This window comes from Costertonia aggregata, from assembly GCF_013402795.1.
Lineage (GTDB): Bacteria > Bacteroidota > Bacteroidia > Flavobacteriales > Flavobacteriaceae > Costertonia > Costertonia aggregata.
Map to the genome: position 1 here is coordinate 574,003 of NZ_CP058595.1, position 22,305 is coordinate 596,307.

Here is a 22,305-nt window from a genome sequence, read left to right on the forward strand (position 1 = left end):
TCTTTTTATTTGAAGAGTTTTTTTAAAGTGAAGCTTAACTGAACGTCTTTATTGTACCGTTCTATCAAAACACGTATTCTCTTACCTTCTTTCTCGTTCATCATCTTAAAGACTTCTTGCAGCTTATATTTATGTACCCTTTTACCGTTTACGGCCAATATTAAATCGCCCGCCTTCAATCCAGCCAAATCTGCCGGACTACCGGCACGAATAGCCGATACAACAATCTCAGGCACTAGACTTATTCTGGTCTTGTTTTCCATAAGAATCTGCACATTGCCGAACGTATCGGAATCTTCTTGCACAAATCCCCTTGAATCGGATAATGATTCTGCAATATAACGTACTCCACCATGCTGCAGAGCCACTCCACTCATATTGTACTGAAAGGGCTTATGGTAGTTCGCATTTCGCTTTAGGGTAATTTCACGGTCGGGATAATTAAAGACAATATTGAAACGTTTGAGAACCTCACCACCCAAACTGCCGTTTCTATTGCCTAAATTTTTGATGGCACTAAAAGTTACCATATTGGGGAAGGCCGCCTTGGCATCCTTAAGGGAGAATTTACCTATTTCGATATTATCGACCATGGTTCGTTTTCCGAAAATACTACCGTTAAGCCCCTTACCCAGATAATCATCATAATTCTTTTCCGGTATGCCAAGGCCTCTGGTCACATCTTCAAAAAGCCATACCGCATCACTGCTCCCGGTATCAACCAATAATTTCACATCAATTTTTTCTTCTTCTTTCAAAACCACGGTACCATCTACGTAAGCCTTTTTATTTCTGATGTACATAGGTAAGGTTTGACTTTTTTTACTGTCCTTGGATTTGAAAAAATCCGGGTCGTGAAACTTGATGGTTTTGGCCGTGTAGTTGATGTCCACAACAAAATCCCTAAAAAGGTCATAGCCGATAATACCATGTATGGGAATCCCTAAACTTGGGGAAAAGTTAAGTTCCTTATCCAAAACCACATAAAGCTCTTGGCTCCTGTTTATAATGTTGTTTATTTTGAACGTATTTCCCTTAGAGCTCAAGGCCTTCATAGATTCACCATCACCTAGACCGTTTATGGTAATTTCTGATACATTGTTTATCTGTAAGGAATCCTGATCGGAAATATTGAACAAAATAGGCTTACTAACACCCGAATCCAATATAAATGATAATTTGGCACCGTTTACCTGTATGGGCACCACTATCAAGTTGTTCACAAGTTCAAAACGAAGTTTTTGATGTTTTGTATTTTTGGGCAAACGATAGTTCTGGGCACTGCCAAAAAATGGCAGAAAAAAAGGAAATATAAAAATATAAACCCAAAAGCTCTTCAATTCTCTAATTATTAAACCGTTGCTGTTACTAAATATAGGTATAAATTGAATAGGTATCACATATTTTAACATTCGTATACCGCCGCAATAAAACCCTAATCCTATTGTTTTCTCCGTAGGTATTTACCATTTTTGCGTAAAATTTATATGATATGCCTTCAATATCCATAAAGGGAAAATCCATGCCCGAATCACCTATCAGAAAATTGGTGCCCTATGCCGAAAAAGCGAAAAAGAGGGGAATACGTGTTATTCATTTGAATATTGGCCAACCCGACATAAAAACCCCCCAAATAGCGCTTGATGCGGTAAAGAACAACAACATAGAGGTACTTTCCTATAGCAGAACCGAGGGCTCAGATGCTTACAGGGAGAAAATAGCGGCTTATTACTCCAAAAAGCATATACACGTGAATGCCGAACAGATAATCGTTACCACGGGCGGTTCGGAGGCCTTGTCATTTGCCATGGGAAGCATTGCGGACGAAGGGGATGAAATCATAATTCCCGAGCCCTTTTATGCAAATTACAACGGTTTTGCCACGGCTACCGGTGTTAATGTTGTTCCCGTGGTTTCCAATATAGAAAACAATTTCGCCCTTCCGCCCATCGAAGAGTTTGAAAAACTCATTACGTCAAAGACCAAGGGCATTCTTATTTGTAACCCTGGGAACCCCACTGGGTACCTTTACAGCAAGGAAGAAATACAGAAATTAGCGAAAATCGTAAAAAAGCATGACCTGTTTTTGATAGCTGATGAAGTATACAGAGAGTTTACCTACGATGGCAGGGAACATTATTCAATACTTCAAGAAAAAGGGCTGGAGGACCATGCGATAATCGTGGATTCCGTTTCCAAGAGATACAGTATGTGCGGAGCAAGAATCGGCTGTTTGGTATCCAAAAACAAAGAAATTATACAAACAGCATTAAAATTCGCCCAAGCACGACTCTCTCCACCTACTTACGCCCAAATTGCCAGTGAAGCGGCATTGGCAACACCCCAAAGCTATTTTGACGACGTAAAAACCGAATATGTTTCCCGTAGAAATATACTGATCGATGAATTGAGTAAAATCAATGGGGTAACCGTTGCCAAACCCCAAGGAGCCTTCTACTGTATCGCCCAGTTGCCCATACAAGATGCCGACCATTTTGCGCAATGGCTACTGGACGACTTTCATATTGACGACGAAACTGTTATGGTAGCCCCGGCTGCAGGTTTTTATGCTACGAACGGATTAGGGAAAAACCAAATACGTATCGCATATGTGTTGGACAAAGGGAGTTTAAAAAGAGCGGTCCGTATCTTGGGGGAAGCGTTGAACGTATATCCCGAAGGATGAACATCCAAGAAAATATATCCCTAAAACCATATAACACCTTTGGTATTGATGTAAATGCCCAGTTTTTTCTGGAAATAAGCAGCGTACAAGAATTACAAGAGGCACTAGGGCTTCAAAATTTTCCGCAAAAGTTCATCATAAGTGGCGGCAGCAATATGTTGCTCACCAAGGATATTGATGCTTTGGTATTATATATCAATATTAAAGGTATTGAGATCATACACGAAGATGAAGATGTGGTAACGTTACGAATCATGGCCGGTGAGGATTGGCATCAAATGGTGCTTTGGACCTTACATCACGGTTATGGCGGCCTGGAAAACATGTCGCTTATTCCCGGAAAAACGGGAACCGCACCCATACAGAATATCGGTGCTTATGGCGTAGAGCTCAAAGATGTATTTGAGAGCTGTGAAGCAATGGAGATCGAGAGTGGTTCCATCAAAAAATTCAGTAGGGAAGACTGCAAATTTGGCTATCGGGATTCTTTTTTCAAAAATGAGGGCAGGGGAAAATACGTCATCGTTTCCGTGTGTTTTACACTTACCAAAAAAAATCATAATCTGAACACATCTTACGGAGCTATTGAGGCCGAATTGGAACGACAAAAAATAGATAGACCAACCATAAAGGACGTATCCAACGCCGTAATCACGATACGGCAAAGCAAACTGCCGGATCCAGCCGAAATCGGCAACAGTGGCAGTTTTTTTAAAAATCCAATAGTAAGTTCTTCAGAATTCGATACATTTATTACAAGCTATCCCAACGCCCCCTATTATAAAGTATCGAATGAAAGCTATAAGATTCCCGCCGGGTGGCTAATTGAAAAATGCGGATTTAAGGGCAAACGTTACGGAGATGCGGGCGTTCATAAAAATCAGGCTTTGGTTTTGGTCAATTATGAAAAAGCTTCGGGAAAAGAAATCCTAGATTTGGCCAACATCATCATTGCACGGGTAAAAGAAGTATTTGGCATACAAATAATACCAGAAGTGAATATTATAAAATAACCCCCGTGAACCATCACGGGGGTTATACCAAACCAAACTAACCAAAAACTAAATGTAAGGTAACCAGCCCTACATTTATCAATTAAATGTTTTATAACGCTAGCTATAACAATCAATTTTATAAATTAGCGTTTAGTTTATATACGTCCTAAAAGAAACATTTGGATGCTATGTATACTTAATTTTTTTGATCACGCCCTAGAATATGAGTATACTACTTGAAAAACACATTGTAGAACTACTACAGGAACGCAATGAGAAAGCTATTTCCCTACTCTATGAAAACTATGGCGACACTTTATATGGCGTAGCGTACAAAGTAGTTAGGGATGAGGAATTGGCACAGGACGTGCTACAGGAAAGTTTTGTGAAAATCTGGAAAAAATCCGATTCCTACGATACTTCAAAAGCTAAGCTATTCACATGGCTTTTTCGTATTACCAGAAACACGGCCATTGATAAATTAAGGAGCGTAAAGACAAAATCCGACAAGGAAATCCAAATGGATGTTTCGGACGTATATAATTTAGGTGTTGAAAGCATTAAGCCCGAATTTATGGATGTTCGGGAAAACCTGGATAAGATTGAACCTAAGTATCAAATTGTTTTGGATGCCTTGTTTTTTCAAGGGATGACTCAACAGGAAGCCAGTGACGAACTGGATATACCCTTGGGCACCATCAAATCTAGATTAAAGATTGGATTACGTGAATTAAGGAAAATTTACGGGCCGGCAATGCTAGTATCGCTCTATTTAATATTTGGATTATGAAAGAAAAAATACGCATATTCTTGGATACCGACTTATTGGAAAAGTATTTGTTGGGAACCACTACAACTGAAGAAACCCTTAGGGTTGAGCGCTACATAGCCATGTATCCCGAGGTAAAGAAAAATTACGACGAGCTTCAGGAAAATTTGGAGACTTTTGCCAAAATGCATGCCATAAAGACCCCAGAAGGCCTTCGGGAAAGAATATTGAATAAGATCAAGGCAGAAAATAAGGGTAAAAGTATATTTTTCAGGTATGCGATTGCAGCTAGTTTAGCCGCTTGCCTATTTGCGGGAACCGCTTTTATTTTCTGGGACCAAAATCAAAATTTACAAGAAGAGAATACTATCGTTACCAATAAAATAAAAGATTTAGAACAAGACTGGAAACAACAGCTGGAAGATGTACGCAATCAGTTTATTGTGCTGAACAATCCTGGAACAAAAAAATATAATGTAAGCGGCAATAAGAAGGCCAAAGAACTAAAGGCTGTGGCCTACATAAATCCAATAAAAAAGTTATCCTACATTAATGTGAGCAAGTTGCCTAATTTGCCCGAAGACCAGTGTTTTCAAATGTGGGCAGAGGTTAATGGCGAAATGATAAACTTGGGAGTTATCCAAGAAGCAGCGGACAAAGAAAAATTAATGGCCATGCCATATGCCGACAATGGAGTAAGCTACATTACCATAGAACCTAAAGGGGGCAATGTAACCCCTACGGTCGAAAATATAGTTGCCGATATCAAATACTAGCGCATGTAGCTATAAAAGTAATGATAAAGCCCCCTTTCATTGGGGCTTTTATTTTATATCTTTGCAACAATAAATTCATAGTATGAAGTTGGTTCTTTTAACGATAGGTCTTCTTGCGCTGGCCTTTGCTGGGATTGCGATTAAGATATGGTCTAAAAAAGACGGTAAATTTTCTGGTACCTGCGCCAGCCAAAACCCCTTTTTGAACAAAGAAGGGGAAGCATGCGGTATGTGCGGTAAATTACCTAGCGAGCAGGACTGTAAAAAAGACACCGCCCCAGAGTTTCAATAAAATACAGCACTTCATTCTATTCCCCTTATACTCAAAGTTTGGATAAAACTCAAGATACGCTGTACCTTAATATTCAAAAGGCCAAAAAAGGCAACCAAATAGCTTTTAGCACCCTTTTGGATATGTTCTGGAACGATGTTTATGGTTTTCAGCTCATTCGTACCAAAAATGAAAATGATGCCGAGGACATTACCATCCAGACATTTTCCAAGGCGTTTGATAAAATAGATACGTATGATGAGTCCTATGAATTTAAAACATGGCTGATTACCATTTCCAAGAACCTGCATGTAGATCTCATCAGAAAACGAAAGAGAAGTATTTTAGAAAGTACGGGTAAAAACAACGATGCCATTAAAAAGGTGCTGGACGAGACACCTACTATCGAGGATAACCTCATCAACGAGCAAAATCTAGCAGATTTACTCCAAGATATCAAAAAATTAAAACCCCATTACCAAAGGGTCATCAATCTAAGGTATTTCAATGAACTGAGCTATGCCGACATTGCCAAAGAACTCAATGAACCCATAAACAACATTAAAGTTAAGTTGTTGCGGGCAAAAAAACTACTTGCAGAGATTATAAAGAATAAATAAGCTGTTGCATATTTTAATGAAACGCAGTCATTTCGAGTGATTTTCTTATGATTAAAACGAATAAAAAGTCGTTCCAAGGACAGGAGTTTCAAGAAAAAATAATAGTTCTACTCAGCCAGTCCCTGGTATGATTATCTGTGCCTGAACCAACATATTGATGCATGTTCTCCCAAAATGCGCGAAGGGCATAATCGGTGTGGTGTAATTTTCTTAAAATCCCAAGGTCGCATTGCATGTGCAATCCATTAAAAGACTACTTTATATAAATTCATTAGTTCGTATATTTGTATAAAAATTAGCTTATGAGTATTGAGACAGTAGCACCACCAAAGGGAAAACCAAAATGGTTGCGTGTAAAGTTACCTACGGGCAAAAAATACACACAACTTCGGAGCTTGGTAGACAAGTATGATTTACATACGATTTGTACTTCTGGCAGTTGCCCTAACATGGGCGAATGTTGGGGAGAGGGTACCGCTACTTTTATGATTTTGGGTAATGTTTGTACACGTTCCTGCGGGTTTTGTGGTGTAAAAACGGGAAGGCCCGAAGATGTAGATTGGGAAGAACCAGAAAAGGTGGCGCGCTCTATAAAGATCATGGGAATAAAACACGCGGTCATCACATCGGTAGATAGGGATGATTTAAAGGATATGGGATCTATAATTTGGGCGGAAACCGTAAATGCTATCAGAAGAATGAACCCCGAAACAACGTTGGAGACCCTTATCCCAGATTTTCAGGGTATTGAGAGACATATAGATAGAATTATCGAGGTAAGCCCCGAAGTGGTCTCCCATAATATGGAAACCGTTAAGCGGTTGACCCGAGAAGTACGTATTCAAGCAAAATATGAACGAAGCCTTGAAGTACTGCGGTACTTAAAGGATAATGGGGCCAAACGAACCAAATCGGGCATTATGCTCGGGCTTGGGGAGCTAGAAGAAGAAGTGATACAAACCATGCAGGACTTAAGGTCTGTAAATGTTGATGTAGTGACCATAGGGCAATACTTGCAGCCTTCGAAAAAACACCTTCCGGTGAAAGAGTTTATTCTTCCGGAACAGTTTAAAAAATATGAGGAAATAGGTCTGGAAATGGGCTTTAGGCATGTAGAAAGCGGTGCTTTGGTACGCTCTTCATATAAAGCACATAAACACATACACTAAACCTTTAAAGGCTTAGACCAAATTCCCGCTTTTGCGGGATTTTTTTTCTTATGCAAACAATCAGAATTGGTATAAATGGTTTTGGAAGAATCGGGAGGACTTTTTTAAGGTTGGCCGCCAACCGTCCAAATTTAAAAGTAGTGGCCATCAACGATATTGCAGATGCTCAAACACTGGCCCATTTATTAAAGTATGATAGTATTCATGGCATCTATAATAAAGATATTACTGCAAACGAAGACACCATTTTCGTCAATGGTGAAGAAATAAAGCTAAGCAATGCCAAAACACCTGACAAAATAGAATGGTCAGCTCACCAAATAGATGTTGTCCTTGAATCATCGGGCAAGTTTAAAAGTAGCACCCAGTTGCAACCGCATATTGACAATGGGGCCAAAAAAGTGATTCTTTCCGTTCCTCCTAGTGATGATGATATCAAAATGGTCGTGTACGGTATAAACGAGGGTAGCATAAACGAAAACGACACCATTATTTCCAACGCTTCGTGTACTACCAATAATGCCGCTCCCATGTTAAAAATCATAAACGACCTTTGTGGTATCGAGCAAGCTTATATTACCACCATACATTCGTACACTACCGATCAAAGCCTGCATGATCAACCCCATAGGGATTTGCGCAGGGCCAGAGCGGCATCGCAATCCATTATCCCCACAACAACAGGAGCGGCAAAGGCATTGACCAAGATTTTTCCAGAATTATCAAACGTTATAGGAGGTTGTGGCATACGTGTTCCCGTACCCAATGGATCATTGACAGATATAACGTTGAACGTAAAAAGACAAACATCAATTCAAGAAATAAACGATACATTTGAGCGAATATCAGAGAATGAATTAAAAAACATACTTTTTTATACGAAAGACCCTATAGTTTCGATAGATATAAACAATAGTTATCATTCTTGTACGTTTGATTCTCAGATGACATCGGTTATCGGAAAAATGGTTAAGATCATAGGCTGGTATGACAATGAGACCGGCTATAGCAGCAGATTGATCGATTTGATCAATCTATTGGCAAAGAAAAAATTTATTTGAAATCAGTAGCGCTACATACCATTTTAGCGAAAGTGCTCACCTTTGTGGCATTGCTTTTTATGTTCCAAAATCTACATTCCCAAGAAAATACGGCGTATGAGGAAAAAGTACGTTCTTATTTTTCAAAAGCACTAGAACTAAAAAATCAAGATAAAAATAACGAGTCCCTTGATATCTTGAAACAGGCTTCAGAATTGGCAGAAGAAAACGAGGACGTAAAACTTCTTATTGATGCCTATCACAAATTTGCATTGTTATATTTAAACTTAGATAAAGATGATGATGCGGAATTTTATTGGGACCGTTCCGAAATATTGTTAGAAGATATTGCCTACCCCTATGGTAGTGCGGTCCACAAATATATCGAAGCCATAAGACTATATAAACGCGGAAATAATTTTCAGGCCATATACATGTTGGGCGACGCCAAACAATTGAGCAATGATCGTAATCTCCTGAACAAAATCTTACTGGCAGAAGCAGATGTTTATCTAGAGATAGAAAAATATGAAAGTGCAAAAAAAAACTACAACTCTCTAATCGTCAATACAGATATTTACGAAAAAGAGTATTTGACCACAAAAGCCTACATGGGCCTGGCCAATCTCAATTTTGAGCGGGGCAACATCGAAAAAAGTATCAAAAATGCCGAACTGGCATTAAAAATTGCCGAAAAAAACTCTTTTTACAAAGAGATGCTTGAGCTGAACACCTTCTTGAGTTCACTTTACGAAACAACGGGCAACTACGCCTTATCCCTTGAAAACGCCAAAAATTTATTGGCTGTAAAAGATTCTACCTTCACTATCGAGAAAGCCAAAATAGAAGAAAGAAAGGCCGATGAGATACATAAGGAAAACCAAGACGAAATCATAAAAAAACAGGATACCGAAATACAAGAACTTAAAGAATCCCAAAACCGGTCAGAAATTGTCACCATATTGGTATCGGCCTTTTTGACCATCATCTCCCTACTAGCGGTATCACTTTATCGTAACAATCAGATAAAGTTGAAGACAAATGACCTTCTATACACAAAAAACAGGGAACTACAGACCGCTCGGGACGCTGCGGTTTCAGCAATGGAAGCTAAGACCAACTTTTTGTCCACGGTGAGCCACGAGTTACGTACACCATTGTATGCGGTAACCGGCCTTACACATCTTTTGTTGGAAGAAAGTCCAAGCAAAAACCAATTGGAACATTTAAAATCACTTAAATTTTCTGGAGATTATTTACTCAATTTCATCAACGATATCCTTCAGATAAATAAAATAGACGCAGATAAACTAGAACCCTTGCAGATAGAGTTCAGTTTAAAGAAAATATTATCAGAGGTCATCAACTCCTTACAACAGAGTGCCAAGGAAAATAAAACTACGATTCTTCTGGAGCATGACAACGACTTGCCCGGCACATTACTGGGAGACCCTTTAAAACTCTCACAAATATTCATAAACTTAGTGGGCAATGCACTAAAATTCACCAAAAACGGTCAAGTTACGGTCATCACTAAACTAATAAAAAAAGATGATGAAGAGGTATCGGTCTATTTTGAGGTAAAAGATACGGGAATAGGAATATCCAAGGACTTTCAAAAAAACATTTTTGAAAGTTTTGAACAGGGTTCCATACAAATCAACAGAGAGTACGGCGGTACCGGTCTGGGACTCACCATAGTCAAAAGTTTGTTGGGGCTTTTTGGCAGTAAAATAGAAGTGGATAGCGAGCCCGGTAAAGGGAGCTCCTTCTTTTTTACGTTAAACCTAAAATATAAAGACGGTGTCATGGATGATATTCCGTTTGAAATGACAAAAAAGGAATACGATTTTAACGGTTTACATCTTATGGTCGTAGAAGACAATAAAATAAACCAGGTCATCACCAAAAAAATGTTAATCAAAAAGGGTATGACGTGTGATATTGCCAACAATGGTATGGAAGCTGTTGAAAATGCAAAAAACAACCGCTATGATGCCATTCTTATGGATATTCACATGCCGGGAATAAGTGGTGAGGAAGCCACTATCCGAATACGAAAATTTGATAGGGAAACTCCTATTGTAGCACTTACCGCCATTTCATTGGACGACAGTTTGGAAAGTTTTTATGCCGCCGGGTGTAACGATGTTGTCACCAAACCTTTTAAACCCGATGTTTTTTACCAAAAAATCGGCGAGAACATTTTTGATAAAAAATCGATCAACGATTCGGTCTCATAAATTTTTGAACATTTTCTTGAAGCACCTTCTTGCCTTCTCCTATAAATTGGTGCGAAATAGGTATATAGAAAATAGTGTCCAATCTACCTTTTAGCCGTACATAGTCTTTTTCGGTAGTGAGAATACATTTTTTGGAGTTGAACAAGCCAAGTTCCTTTTCGGTAAAAAAATGATGGTCTTTATAAGCCAAATGTTCAAATGAAATATTCTTACCTTTTAAATAGTCAAGTAAAGGTTTAGGGTTTGCAATACCGGTTACCAAGGTAATGTTGGTATCCTTAAAATCATCCAGTTCATATACAGTGTCTTTGCTTATAACCTTAGCATGATAGTTTAGATAGCTAAACAATACTTTTTGATGGCTTATAGGGCCTAATTGTCCAATTATTCTTTCTCGTTCTGTTTCACTTAGATCTTTTGGGCATTTTGTCACTATAATGACATCTGCCCGTTTTGCCTCTTTTTTACTGTCACGTAAATTTCCCGTGGGCAAATACCAATCACTGCTATACAAATCCCCATAAGAGGTCAATAATATTAAAAAACCCGGCTTCACTTTTCGATGCTGAAATGCGTCATCCAATATTATTATATCAGGTTCATGTATCTCTTTCAAGTGGGAAATACCGTTTTGTCTGTTCGCATCAACAGCCAAACTTATCATGGGGTATTTGGAATAGATCTGATAGGGCTCATCCCCCAAGTCCTCTACTGAACTATTTTTATTTGCCAATACAAACCCCTTGGATTTTCTACGATACCCCCTACTCAGTACCCCGACCCTAAAATCATCTTTCAACATCGAGACCAAATACTCTACCATTGGGGTTTTTCCCGTTCCTCCGGTGCTTAGGTTGCCTACGCATAGTATCGGGATTTGGTAAGATTTTGATTTGAACAAACCAATATCGTACAGATAATTGCGTAGATATACCACGGCCATGTAAACCAATGAAACGGGGAACAGTATTTTTCTGAGCAACCACATAAAGGCGAAAATATAATATTTTATCTTTGAATGGCTTAGATTTATAAAATGATAGTAAAAGAAATAACTCGTATTCTTGAGGAATTGGCACCATTATCCCATGCAGAGGATTTTGATAACGTAGGGCTTTTGGTGGGAGACAAAGACCAAAAAGTAAATGGCGTACTTGTGACTTTGGATACTTTGGAGAATGTAGTTGACGAGGCCATTGCAAAAAAATGTAACCTCATTGTTAGTTTTCATCCTATAGTCTTTACAGGACTCAAAAAAATAACGGGAGCCGATTATGTGCAGCGGGTAGTCATTAAGGCGATTCAAAATCATATTGCCATTTACAGCATGCATACCGCTTTAGATAATTCAAACAGGGGTGTTAATGCAAAAATATGTGAGGTGTTGGGAATCAAAGACCCAAAAATTCTTATACCCAAAAAAGGTACTTTAAAAAAAATGGTCACCTATGTCCCCAAGGCAGATGCACATAGGTTAAGAGATGCCCTTTTTGCAGCAGGTGCCGGGGAAATCGGCAATTACAGTAATTGTAGCTTCACTATTGATGGTACTGGCACATACAGGGCCGGTGAAAAAGCAAATCCCACCAAGGGCGAAACCGGTAAAACACATTTCGAGGATGAAATTCAAATAAATATAGTTTTCTCCAAAACACATCAATCCGAAATCGTGAAAACACTCTTGGAAAATCACCCATACGAAGAAGTGGCCTATGAAATATATACCTTGGACAATACCGATGCGAATATAGGAATGGGAATGATCGGTAATTTAGTGAAACCTATTAATGAAATCGAATTTTTGTATCAGCTCAAAGAAAAAATGAACGTATCGGTAATTCGCCATTCGGAACTGCTTCATAAAAAAGTACAGAAAATAGCCGTTTTGGGCGGGAGCGGAGCTTTTGCCATTGATACCGCGAAAGCTCTGGGAGCCGATGTTTTCGTATCTGCGGATATAAAATACCATGAGTTTTACAAGGCAGATAAAAGTATGGTTATCGCCGATGTCGGGCACTATGAGACAGAGCAGTTTACAAAAAACCTTTTAGTTGACTATCTTACCAAAAAAATTCCTAATTTTGCAATCCATTTATCGGAAAGTAAAACCAATCCAATCAAGTATTTATAAAAAATATGGCAAAAAAAGCAGAAGCAACGGTAGAAGAAAAATTAAGGGCATTGTACGACTTACAATTAATTGATTCTAGAGTTGATGAAATACGCAATGTGCGTGGTGAGCTTCCTTTGGAAGTTGAGGATCTTGAAGACGATGTTCTAGGATTAAAGACTAGAATGGATAAATTAAAGACCGATGTTGAGACCATAAATTTTGAAATTGGTGCAAAAAAGAACCTCATTGAGGAATCAAAGGCTTTGATCAAGAAATATGCCGAGCAACAAAAGAATGTTCGCAATAGCCGTGAATTTAACTCTATAAGCAAGGAATTGGAATTTCAAGAGCTTGAAATCCAACTGGCAGAAAAAAACATTAAGGAATTCAAGGCCCAAATAGAACAAAAGAAAGAAGTTATCGCCGAAACCAAAGAACGTTTGGCAGAACGAGAGGCGCACCTAAAGCACAAAAAAAGTGAGCTGGATGCCATTTTAGCAGAAACCGAAAAAGAAGAAAAGGCACTGTTAGAAAAATCCGAAAAGTTTCAAAAAGATATTGAGGAGCGCTTGGTAAAAGCGTATAATCGCATTAGAAACAACGTAAAGAACGGTCTAGCGGTCGTTCCTATTGAAAGGGGAGCCTCTGGTGGTTCATTCTTTACCATTCCTCCTCAGGTACAGGTTGAGATTGCTTCACGTAAAAAAATAATTACCGATGAGCATAGTGGTAGAATTTTGGTTGACCCTACCTTGGCTGAAGAAGAGCAAGAAAAAATGGAAAAAATGTTCGCTAAATTATAGTGAAGTTTTTCAATACGATAATTTGTAAGCCATCTGAGAACAGATGGCTTTTTTTATTACCTTACCACAAAAATACCGTGAAACGCATCGTATTGTTTTGTACGCTTGTCTTATTATCCGTTACATATAAAACCATGGGACAAGCCTTTTCGGACTATAAATGGAAGAATAGGATTTTACTTTTGGTAGATAGTGTTAAAACCGATATCCTTACCTCTCAGCTTGAACAATTCGGCAAACTTGAAGACGAAATACAGGAAAGGGACCTAATTGTTTTCCTAGTATTAAAAGACAGGGTTGCCCTACCCAATGGCAAAAATTCTAAAATAAGAGCAAAAGAAATATACGACGTATTTGATATTGAATCAACCTTTAAAGGCGTTGCACTCTTGGGAAAAGATAGTGGTCTTAAGTTCAAAGAGAGCTTTACGGTAAAACCGCAACGCATTTTTGATTTTATAGATAGCATGCCCATGCGAAAATCCGAAATGAAACACGATGACTAAATTAAAACCCAGGTTTACGAAAATAGAAGTTGTTTTTCTTGCACTGGCCGTAGTAGGTTTGGCAGCCACATGGTATTTTAATACCTTGTTTTATATGTATAGCGAAGATACATCTATCGGAAACTTTATAGCCTTGACCGGTACCACTTTGCCAGCAAAGTCTATAAGTGCCGATATCAGCGTTGTTGCCGTAACTTTTTTGGTTTGGCTAATATACGAGGCCAGAAAACTCAAAATGAGCCATTGGTGGTTATTCATCCCCTTGACTTTTTTGATAGCCATCGCATTCTCATTACCCCTGTTTCTTTTTTTTAGGGAAAGAAAAATAAGAAAGAACAAACTGACTCTACAACAATGAAAGTATCTTATTTTCAATTTCGACCGAGCCCCATTTTTCTTCAATATTGGGCAATAGCATTATTTTTTTCATTATTTCTTCTTGAGCATCTCCGATAGCTAAGGCTTCTGCGTAGGGCCTGTCGGAAAAAGTAACCCGAGAATAGGCGGGAATCCATTTATTGGGATGCTTGGCGGCGAAGTGCTTTTCAATCTTTTTTTGCAACAAAAATCTTGGGTCGGCCGTTTTACTGCTCATTTCAATAAAGTTGCGATAGCTAAGTTCGGCAATGGCATCGGCATTGGGTTTTCTTTCTTTTTGATACTCTTGAAAAATGGCTTCCCAATCGTTGCCATATTTGTGTATGATACGGTTTAACTCATAGATATCTTCAAAGCCCGCATTCATGCCTTGCCCGTAAAAGGGTACAACGGCATGGGCCGAATCGCCCACGAGAGCTACCTTATCCCAATACGTCCAGGGATAACATTTCATGGTAACCATCGCACTGGTGGGATTTTTGAAAAAATCGCCTGTCAAGTTTTCTATCTCCTTTCTCACATTGGGGAAATAGGTTTTGAAGAATAATTTGGCCTGTTCTTTTGTTTTTATGTTCTCAAACGAAACCTCGCCTTCAAAAGGCATAAAAAGGGTGCAGGTAAAACTACCGTCCAAATTGGGCATGGCAATCAACATGAATTTACCTCTGGGCCAAATATGAAAGGAATATTTGTCCAGTTTATGGCTGCCATCACTATTTGGGGGAATGGTCAATTCCTTATAACCAACATCAATAAAATCCTGCGAATAATCAAATCGGCTGCGGCGCTGCATTTTGTGCCGCACACGTGAAAATGCACCATCACAGCCAAAAACCATGTCATACTGATACTCTTTCCAAGCACTTTTTTCGGTATCACCGGTGTATATCTTGGCTTCGGGAAGATTAATGTCCCAAACCTTTTCCTCAAACCTGAACTTTACACCGGCATTCTCGGCCAAATCTATCATTTTTTTGTTCAGTACCCCACGAGAAATAGACCAAATGGCCTCGCCTTCCCTACCATATTTTTGATAGTATTCTTCCTGACCTATTACGTGCATTGCACGCTTATCTAACGGTATGGCTATTTTTTTGATTTCGTCCTCAATATGAACCTCGCGCAGTGCCTTCCACCCTCTATTGCTCATGGCCAAATTTATTGACCTCCCTGAAAATTGAATGTTACGTATATCGGACCTACGGTCAAAAACGGTGAGGTCGTGCCCCAATTTTTTTAAATAAATGGCCAAAAGCGAACCCACAAGCCCTGAGCCGATAATGGCAATATTTTTTGATGTTTGAATCATAGATTTTCGCTAGACTTTAAGGAATATTAAAATTAAGGGTTTGAAATTAAACTGAACATAATCTTTAGAAAAAACAAAATTCTAAATAATTTATAGAGCTCTTAACTTATTTTGTTCAACAAATTACTAATTTTATCAAACAAAATAAATCGCATGAAACATTTCTCCAGAGAAATTATTGATGGTTTACCTTCACGCTTTAAAGCCAATCTTGTAAATAGCTGTACAGGGTACAAATCCTCTAATCTGTTGGCGACAAAATCCAAATCCGGTGTTAGTAACATAGCCATATTCAATTCTGTTATACACATAGGTAGTAATCCGCCAATGTTGGGTTTTGTTCTAAGGCCTTTGACCGTACGAAGAAATACATACGATAATTTTAAAAATACCGGTTATTTTACCGTAAATCAAGTAAATACTTCAATCCTTAAAGATGCTCACCATACTTCAGCAAAATATGATGCAGGTGTTTCCGAGTTTTCAAAAACCAATTTGACCGAAGAGTATTTAGATGAATTCACTGCACCATACGTAAAAGAAAGCAACATAAAAATTGGCTGTAGTTACTTAAACGAATATGAGATAAAAGAAAATGGTTGCCTTCTCATCATCGGAGCAATAGAGCATATTTATTTACCGGAAAACATGCAACATGAGGATGGTTGGGCACAACTGGACAAAGCAGGAACAATTACCGCAATAGGCTTGGATGGCTATGCCCTACCTAAACTTGTAGATAGGTTCGCCTATGCAAAACCAGACCAAGAAACCAAATCAATTTTAAATGGGGCATAAAAAGCAAAATCTACCTACAAAAACCTGTGTAGTTTGCGGACTCCCATTTTCTTGGCGAAAAAAATGGGAGAAAAATTGGGATGAAATAAAATATTGCAGCGAAAAATGCAGGAGAAATAAGTAACCTGTACTATTAAAAAACTAAAAACAACAAACCCACATATGAATTTAATTTGGTTTCGGAACGATTTGCGTATTGCAGACAATATATCATTGGCAAAAGCTTGTGAATCGGAAAATGTGGTCGCAGTGTATTGTTTTGACCCTAGACAGTTTATGGCCGGTGATTTTGGCTTTAAAAAAACCGAAAAGTACCGGGCGAAATTCTTGATCGAGACAATAACCGAACTTAAAGAAAACCTAAACAAACTACATATACCGCTTTTCGTTTTTCATAAAAGACCGGAAGATATCATTCCAGAGTTGGTCAAAGAACATGGCGTAAAAACCATATTTCTACAAAAAGAATGGACAAGGGATGAAAATCAAGCACGGGATGCCGTAATAGCAAAAACTGCTGATCTTGTCAATTTTGAAGAGCATTATGACCAATTTCTATTTCACCCAGAGGATATTCCTTTTGATAGCTTTGAAAAAATTCCGGAGGTCTTTACAAATTTCAGAAAAAAATGTGAAAAATACGCTAAGGTCAGGCCACTTGCAGAAAGACCCGAACCGATGCCAAAATCTAATTACATAGCAAGCAAAACCGAAATTCCCTCCCTTAAAGATTTGGGATTTAACGATTTTGAAACAGATCCACGTACCGCCTTTCCGTTCAAGGGCGGTGAGCAGCAAGCGCTGCATAGAATCGAGGAATACTTTTGGGAAACCAAAAAACTGGCCTATTATAAAAAAACAAGAAACGGTTTGGTGGGTAAGGACTACAGTTCCAAACTATCCGCTTGGTTGGCCAACGGTAGTATTTCTGCCAAAACCATTTATTGGGAGGTAAAGCGTTTCGAAAAAGAAGTAAAAAAAAACCAAGACACTTATTGGCTTGTTTTTGAACTGATTTGGCGCGATTACTTTAAATATGTTTCCCTAAAACATGGTAATACGATCTTTCACCTGAGCGGTATTTTAAACAAGGAATACCATTGGCAAAATTCAGATGAGGCAAAAGAGAGATGGATTTCCGGGAACACAAAGGAACCCTTTGTAAACGCCAATATGAAAGAAATTACCTTGTCCGGTTGGATGAGCAATCGAGGTCGACAAAACGTCGCTAGCTTTTGGGCCAAAGAACTGGAGCAGGATTGGCGCATAGGCGCAGCCTATTTTGAGAGCATGCTGATAGATTACGATGTACATAGCAATTGGGGCAATTGGATGTACAATAGCGGTGTGGGCAACGACCCCAGAGATAGAAAATTCAATATCAAACGCCAAGCGGACATGTACGATAGCAACGGGAGGTTTCAAAACCTTTGGTTACAAAACACTTTATTTTAAATGAAAAAGTTAAGATTAGTATTGGGCGATCAACTCAACCAAAAACATTCTTGGTTCAATGAGACCAATGATGATGTAACATATTTAATGGCCGAAATGCGCCAGGAAACCGATTATGTAAAACATCATATCCAAAAAGTGGTCGCTTTTTTTGAGTCCATGCGAAACTTTTCCAAAGAACTACAGGAAAAAGGACATCAATTTATCTACTTGAACATTACAGATGAAAACAATCCGCATGATTTGGAAAAAATCATAAAAACCTATATTGGGGAAACCGGTGCAGAAAAATTTGAATACCAATGGCCAGACGAATATCGGTTGGATGAACAATTAAAAGCTATCTCTGAAAACCTGACCATAGAAAGCGCAGCAGTTGATTCCGAACATTTTTACACCTCTAGGTATGAGTTGAAAAACTTTTTTTCTGGAAAAAAGCAGCTCATCATGGAAAACTTTTATCGCATGATGCGCAAAAAACATGATGTTATGATGGTCAATGATCAGCCCGATGGCGGTAAATGGAATTTTGACCACAGCAATCGCAAAAAATGGAAAGGAGAACCTAAAATTCCACACGAAAGGGGCTTTAGAAAAAACGTTGAAAAAACAATTGAAGACATCAAAAAGGCGGGCGTAGAGACGTTCGGCACTATTGAACCCGATAATTTTAACTGGCCAACATCAAGGGCGGATTGTTTATCGGTCTTGAACTATTTCTGCAAAAATCTATTGGTACATTTCGGGGACTATCAAGATGCCATGCATACGGATGAAAAATTTCTATTTCACTCCAGGGTTTCATTTGCCATGAACAGCAAAATACTCTCACCAAAAGAGGTCATCATCAAAGTATTGGACCATTATTATGAAAATACCGAGGAAATAGACATATCACAGGTAGAAGGCTTTATACGCCAAATTTTAGGATGGCGCGAATATATGCGGGGCATTTATTGGAAAGAAATGCCAAACTATTCAAAATTGAACGAGCTGGACAACCATAACGAACTGCCTGATTTCTTTTGGACGGGTGATACCAAAATGAACTGCTTAAAACATTCCGTAGGCCAAAGCTTGAACGAGGCCTATGCGCATCACATACAGCGTTTAATGATAATCGGCAATTATGCCTTGCTTACCCAAATTCATCCCGATGAAGTTGACAAATGGTATTTGGGCGTGTATATTGATGCCATTGAATGGGTAGAAATCACCAATACCCGTGGCATGAGCCAGTTTGCCGACGGTGGCATTGTGGCTACCAAACCTTACGTAAGCAGTGCCAACTATATTAATAAAATGGGGAACTACTGTAGCGATTGTTCCTATTCACACACTAAAAAACTGGGAGAGAATGCTTGCCCTTTCAATGCCCTATATTGGAATTTCCTCGATGAAAAAAAGGAACATTTCAAGAACAACAACCGCATGGCCATGATGATGAACCTTTTAAACAAAAAGGACAAAAAAGAACTGGCCGATTTAAAGGAACGCGCACGAGAGATAATTGAAAATCCCGAAAAATACTAGTATGACCCATTTTATATTTTGATGAAATTCTGTCAATTCGAGTGAATTCCAAGATTGAAACGGATAAGAATTTTGACCAAAAAATTGTTCTCAACAGCTCCACCGAGCTGAGCCGAAGTACGATTTTTCACCTCTCAAAATGCACAATGGGTTAGTTTAATATTTTTTTAACGTAAGGCCATAATCCTTACTGCTACTTTAACCCGTAAATAAAGGGAACATTCCGCGAGAGCGTCTATATATATTCAAAAAAAATCCTTCATATTAGGTTTATGAAGGATTTTTTCTGTTTAGGATTGTAGTGCTCATTCCAATATACCATCTACGATACCGTATGTAATCGATTCTTCTGCGTTCATCCAATAGTCGCGGTCAAAGTCCTTCAGGACCTTTTCAAATTTTTGTCCGCAGTTATCCGCCAAAATCTGTGCACTCAATTCTTTGGTCTTTATGATTTCCTTGGCTTGAATTTCAATATTGGAAGCCTGCCCTCTTGCACCCCCGCTGGGTTGGTGAATCATAACTTGGGCGTGCGGTTGGATAAAACGTCTTCCTTTTTTTCCTACAGATAACAATATGGATCCCATTGAGGCCGCTAAGCCGGTACAAATCGTAGAAACAGGACTTTTTAATGATTTTATGGTATCGTACATCGCAAAACCAGAAGTAACGTAACCTCCCGGGCTATTAATGAACAATTGTATTTCCTTATTGTTTTGCATATCCAAATACAGCAAACGGTCTATTACATGCTTGGCCGAACCGTCATCTACCATTCCCCATAAAAATACCTTTCTTTCCTCAAGTAATTTTTCGTCGATCGCTTCTTGAACTTTTCCTTTTTTTGAACTCATTTTTTTATTGCTTATTGAACTTCAAAAATACTTAAATTATCGGGAATTATAATCTGGATAAATCCATCGATTTTAAATTATCCATATGAAACCGTTTATCTTTGTACAAAACCGATAAAAATGAAAAAAATCACACTTTTGTGCATCGTAATCGCAATAACCACATCTAGCTTTATAATTTCCGACATAGCCAACAAAACCGATATTCAGGAAACCTCTACTTTAGAAAAAATAGCCAATGCCCACGGTTTTCAAAATTGGGACAACGTGTCAGAAATCAAGTTCACTTTCAATGTGGATAGGGATACAACCCACTTTGAGCGTTCCTGGATTTGGGAAACTGACCACAACGATATCACGGCCATTACCGCTGACAAGACCTTGAGGTATAATTGGTCAAATATGGACAGTACCGCCTACAAGACCAATGGTAGCTTTATAAACGATAAATACTGGTTGCTTACCCCGTATCAATTGATATGGGATTCGGATAACATATCGCACACACATCATGTTTCGAGCACAGCACCAATCAGTAAAAAAACGATGCAAAAATTGACCATTGTTTACGGTTCTGAAGGCGGCTATACCCCTGGTGATGCCTACGACTTTTATTTTGGGGACGATTATATCATTAAAGAATGGGTTTTTAGAAAGGGAAATCAACCGCAGCCCTCAATGACCACTACCTTTGAAGATTATAGGGAAATAAGCGGACTAAAAATACCTACCATGCACAAAAATGCCGAAGGTAGTTTTAAACTATATTTTACCGGCTTGGACGTTAAAACCAAATAAACCTAAGATTTTATTTTTTTCGTTTCAATAAAAAAGTGGCTACCAGAATAAAAAAGGCACATGCCAAGAGCACTACGAACGAGGCTTTTAGTGACCATACATCGGCCAAGAACCCTAAAATGGGCGGAGCGCATAAAAAACCTGCATAACCTGTACCTGCGATAAAAGAAACCCCTTGCGAGGAGTCCACTCCTTTCATATTCCCCCCTATTCTAAAATTTTCCGGTATCATAACGGAGAAACCCAATCCGGCAAGTGCAAAACCTATAATGGCCAAATAGGTACCTTCGAACAGCACAAAAATATAACCGCTGATTACCAATAACGCACCCAACGCTATCATTTTTATAGAGCCGATTTTTGAACTAATACCGTCGCCCAAGAACCTCCCTAATGTCATGGTAACCTGAAAACCTAAAAAGCCCGCTCCCCACAAGGCTTCTGGTGCCATACTTATTTCCTTTAAATACAATCCGCTCCAATCCACAATTGCGCCTTCGCTCCCCATGGCTATAAAGGATATCAGCCCTAAAAGCAATAGGGGCTTGAACAATTTAAGACTAAACACCTCTTTCTCTACAGGGGCTGCCACTACATGCCTATAATGTTTACAAAACAAAAGATTCACTCCAAAAACTAAGGTAATGGCAATTCCCATATGCAGTATGGGGCTCTCCAAAGGGCCTATCAAAAAACTTCCCAAGCCTGCCAAAACACCACCTAAACTAAAGAAACCATGTGAAGCAGACATTATTTTTTTATCATCCTCCTTTTCAAGTTCTGCTACTAAAGTGTTCATAGAGATATCGGTAAACCCTTGTGAAGCCCCAAAAAGAAATAAGCCCCCCATTAGACTATAATAACCCGGTGCTAGCAAGGGGAGTAGAGCTGCAATACAAATCGTGATAACCCCATACCAAGTAGCTTTACCGACCCCAATTTTATTTATAAGGGTCGAAGCGATGGGAAAAACCGTAAAAACACCTAGAGACAGAAAAAAAATAGCAATTCCCAATTGGGACTTGTCAATATTCAAATCACCCTTTACCGTTGGAATATAGATGGCCCATGTACCGAATAAAATATTAAGGCTGGCAAAAACCCATGCCGGACCAAAATACCTGGGATTTGAAAGGATAAGTTGAAGAGACTTCATATTTAATAAGATAATTTACGAATATAAACCAAA

At 38.7% G+C, this 22,305-nt stretch carries 23 protein-coding genes; 18 read left to right on the top strand and 5 right to left on the bottom strand.

The window, feature by feature from the left end; genetic code table 11:
• Positions 1-5: 5 nt before the first annotated feature.
• Positions 6-1,265 carry an aspartyl protease family protein gene (locus tag HYG79_RS02675; protein ID WP_228027922.1) on the bottom strand — a complete coding sequence of 420 codons (1,260 nt, stop codon included), beginning with the start codon at positions 1,263-1,265 and terminating at the stop codon, positions 6-8.
• Positions 1,266-1,492: 227 nt separating this feature from the next.
• Here HYG79_RS02675 and HYG79_RS02680 point away from each other — a divergent pair, with 227 nt between their 5' ends.
• The 9 genes from HYG79_RS02680 to HYG79_RS02720 all read left to right on the top strand — a co-directional run bounded on the left by HYG79_RS02680 (position 1,493) and on the right by HYG79_RS02720 (position 10,569).
• Complete coding sequence (locus HYG79_RS02680) at positions 1,493-2,686, top strand: pyridoxal phosphate-dependent aminotransferase (protein WP_179240627.1); 1,194 nt, start codon at positions 1,493-1,495, stop codon at positions 2,684-2,686.
• The gene (gene murB / locus HYG79_RS02685; protein WP_179240628.1) at positions 2,683-3,699 is read left to right on the top strand and encodes a UDP-N-acetylmuramate dehydrogenase; all 1,017 of its coding nucleotides are present in this window, start codon (positions 2,683-2,685) and stop codon (positions 3,697-3,699) included. Before HYG79_RS02680 ends, murB begins: the two co-directional genes overlap by 4 nt.
• A gap of 205 nt (positions 3,700-3,904) precedes the next feature.
• Positions 3,905-4,471 carry an RNA polymerase sigma factor gene (locus HYG79_RS02690; RefSeq protein ID WP_179240629.1) on the top strand — a complete coding sequence of 189 codons (567 nt, stop codon included), beginning with the start codon at positions 3,905-3,907 and terminating at the stop codon, positions 4,469-4,471.
• Positions 4,468-5,226: an anti-sigma factor gene (locus HYG79_RS02695; RefSeq protein ID WP_179240630.1), complete on the top strand. Its 759-nt coding sequence runs from the start codon at positions 4,468-4,470 to the stop codon at positions 5,224-5,226. The genes HYG79_RS02690 and HYG79_RS02695 overlap by 4 nt, the downstream gene beginning before the upstream one ends.
• 82 nt (positions 5,227-5,308) lie before the next feature.
• Positions 5,309-5,518 carry a membrane or secreted protein gene (locus HYG79_RS02700; RefSeq protein WP_179240631.1) on the top strand — a complete coding sequence of 70 codons (210 nt, stop codon included), beginning with the start codon at positions 5,309-5,311 and terminating at the stop codon, positions 5,516-5,518.
• Positions 5,519-5,556: 38 nt separating this feature from the next.
• A complete protein-coding gene (locus HYG79_RS02705; RefSeq protein ID WP_179240632.1) occupies positions 5,557-6,117 on the top strand; it encodes an RNA polymerase sigma factor in 561 nt (186 codons plus the stop codon).
• Positions 6,118-6,419: 302 nt separating this feature from the next.
• Positions 6,420-7,286 (top strand): lipoyl synthase, encoded by an 867-nt coding sequence (gene lipA, locus HYG79_RS02710; RefSeq protein ID WP_179240633.1) that lies wholly within the window; start codon positions 6,420-6,422, stop codon positions 7,284-7,286.
• Between the two features lie 50 nt (positions 7,287-7,336).
• Positions 7,337-8,347 carry a type I glyceraldehyde-3-phosphate dehydrogenase gene (gap, locus tag HYG79_RS02715; protein WP_179240634.1) on the top strand — a complete coding sequence of 337 codons (1,011 nt, stop codon included), beginning with the start codon at positions 7,337-7,339 and terminating at the stop codon, positions 8,345-8,347.
• Positions 8,344-10,569: a tetratricopeptide repeat-containing hybrid sensor histidine kinase/response regulator gene (locus HYG79_RS02720; RefSeq protein WP_317168472.1), complete on the top strand. Its 2,226-nt coding sequence runs from the start codon at positions 8,344-8,346 to the stop codon at positions 10,567-10,569. Before gap ends, HYG79_RS02720 begins: the two co-directional genes overlap by 4 nt.
• On the opposite strand, the gene lpxK is transcribed toward HYG79_RS02720, so the two are convergent.
• Positions 10,550-11,557, bottom strand: coding sequence for a tetraacyldisaccharide 4'-kinase (gene lpxK, locus HYG79_RS02725; RefSeq protein ID WP_179240635.1), 1,008 nt, complete (start codon positions 11,555-11,557; stop codon positions 10,550-10,552). The genes HYG79_RS02720 and lpxK overlap by 20 nt on opposite strands.
• Before the next feature lie 48 nt (positions 11,558-11,605).
• Between lpxK and HYG79_RS02730 the strand changes: the two genes are divergently transcribed.
• The 4 genes from HYG79_RS02730 to HYG79_RS02745 all read left to right on the top strand — a co-directional run bounded on the left by HYG79_RS02730 (position 11,606) and on the right by HYG79_RS02745 (position 14,349).
• Complete coding sequence (locus tag HYG79_RS02730; protein WP_179240636.1) at positions 11,606-12,700, top strand: Nif3-like dinuclear metal center hexameric protein; 1,095 nt, start codon at positions 11,606-11,608, stop codon at positions 12,698-12,700.
• A 5-nt stretch (positions 12,701-12,705) separates the two neighbouring features.
• The gene (locus tag HYG79_RS02735) at positions 12,706-13,485 is read left to right on the top strand and encodes a zinc ribbon domain-containing protein (protein WP_179240637.1); all 780 of its coding nucleotides are present in this window, start codon (positions 12,706-12,708) and stop codon (positions 13,483-13,485) included.
• Positions 13,486-13,619: 134 nt separating this feature from the next.
• Positions 13,620-13,991 (top strand): DUF4174 domain-containing protein, encoded by a 372-nt coding sequence (locus HYG79_RS02740; protein ID WP_179240638.1) that lies wholly within the window; start codon positions 13,620-13,622, stop codon positions 13,989-13,991.
• A complete protein-coding gene (locus HYG79_RS02745; protein ID WP_179240639.1) occupies positions 13,984-14,349 on the top strand; it encodes a DUF2834 domain-containing protein in 366 nt (121 codons plus the stop codon). Before HYG79_RS02740 ends, HYG79_RS02745 begins: the two co-directional genes overlap by 8 nt.
• Here the strand turns inward: HYG79_RS02745 and HYG79_RS02750 are convergent.
• Entirely contained in the window at positions 14,338-15,678 is a 1,341-nt protein-coding gene (locus HYG79_RS02750) for an FAD-dependent oxidoreductase (RefSeq protein WP_179240640.1), read from the bottom strand. The genes HYG79_RS02745 and HYG79_RS02750 overlap by 12 nt on opposite strands.
• A 153-nt stretch (positions 15,679-15,831) precedes the next feature.
• Between HYG79_RS02750 and HYG79_RS02755 the strand changes: the two genes are divergently transcribed.
• Genes HYG79_RS02755 through HYG79_RS02770 form a run of 4 tightly spaced genes read left to right on the top strand, consistent with a single transcriptional unit; the run spans position 15,832 to position 19,464 of the window.
• Positions 15,832-16,476, top strand: a complete 645-nt coding sequence (locus tag HYG79_RS02755; protein ID WP_179240641.1) for a flavin reductase family protein — start codon at positions 15,832-15,834, stop codon at positions 16,474-16,476.
• Positions 16,466-16,600, top strand: a complete 135-nt coding sequence (locus HYG79_RS02760; protein ID WP_179240642.1) for a DUF2256 domain-containing protein — start codon at positions 16,466-16,468, stop codon at positions 16,598-16,600. Before HYG79_RS02755 ends, HYG79_RS02760 begins: the two co-directional genes overlap by 11 nt.
• A gap of 38 nt (positions 16,601-16,638) precedes the next feature.
• Positions 16,639-17,931: a DASH family cryptochrome gene (locus HYG79_RS02765; protein ID WP_179240643.1), complete on the top strand. Its 1,293-nt coding sequence runs from the start codon at positions 16,639-16,641 to the stop codon at positions 17,929-17,931.
• Complete coding sequence (locus HYG79_RS02770; protein WP_179240644.1) at positions 17,932-19,464, top strand: cryptochrome/photolyase family protein; 1,533 nt, start codon at positions 17,932-17,934, stop codon at positions 19,462-19,464.
• 305 nt (positions 19,465-19,769) lie between these two features.
• On the opposite strand, the gene HYG79_RS02775 is transcribed toward HYG79_RS02770, so the two are convergent.
• Complete coding sequence (locus tag HYG79_RS02775; protein WP_179240645.1) at positions 19,770-20,318, bottom strand: ClpP family protease; 549 nt, start codon at positions 20,316-20,318, stop codon at positions 19,770-19,772.
• A 120-nt stretch (positions 20,319-20,438) separates the two neighbouring features.
• On the opposite strand from HYG79_RS02775, the gene HYG79_RS02780 reads away from it, so the two are divergent.
• On the top strand, positions 20,439-21,116 hold the full coding sequence (locus HYG79_RS02780) for a hypothetical protein (protein ID WP_179240646.1): 678 nt from the start codon (positions 20,439-20,441) through the stop codon (positions 21,114-21,116).
• Positions 21,117-21,126: 10 nt separating this feature from the next.
• On the opposite strand, the gene HYG79_RS02785 is transcribed toward HYG79_RS02780, so the two are convergent.
• Positions 21,127-22,272 carry an MFS transporter gene (locus HYG79_RS02785; protein ID WP_179240647.1) on the bottom strand — a complete coding sequence of 382 codons (1,146 nt, stop codon included), beginning with the start codon at positions 22,270-22,272 and terminating at the stop codon, positions 21,127-21,129.
• Positions 22,273-22,305: the final 33 nt, after the last annotated feature.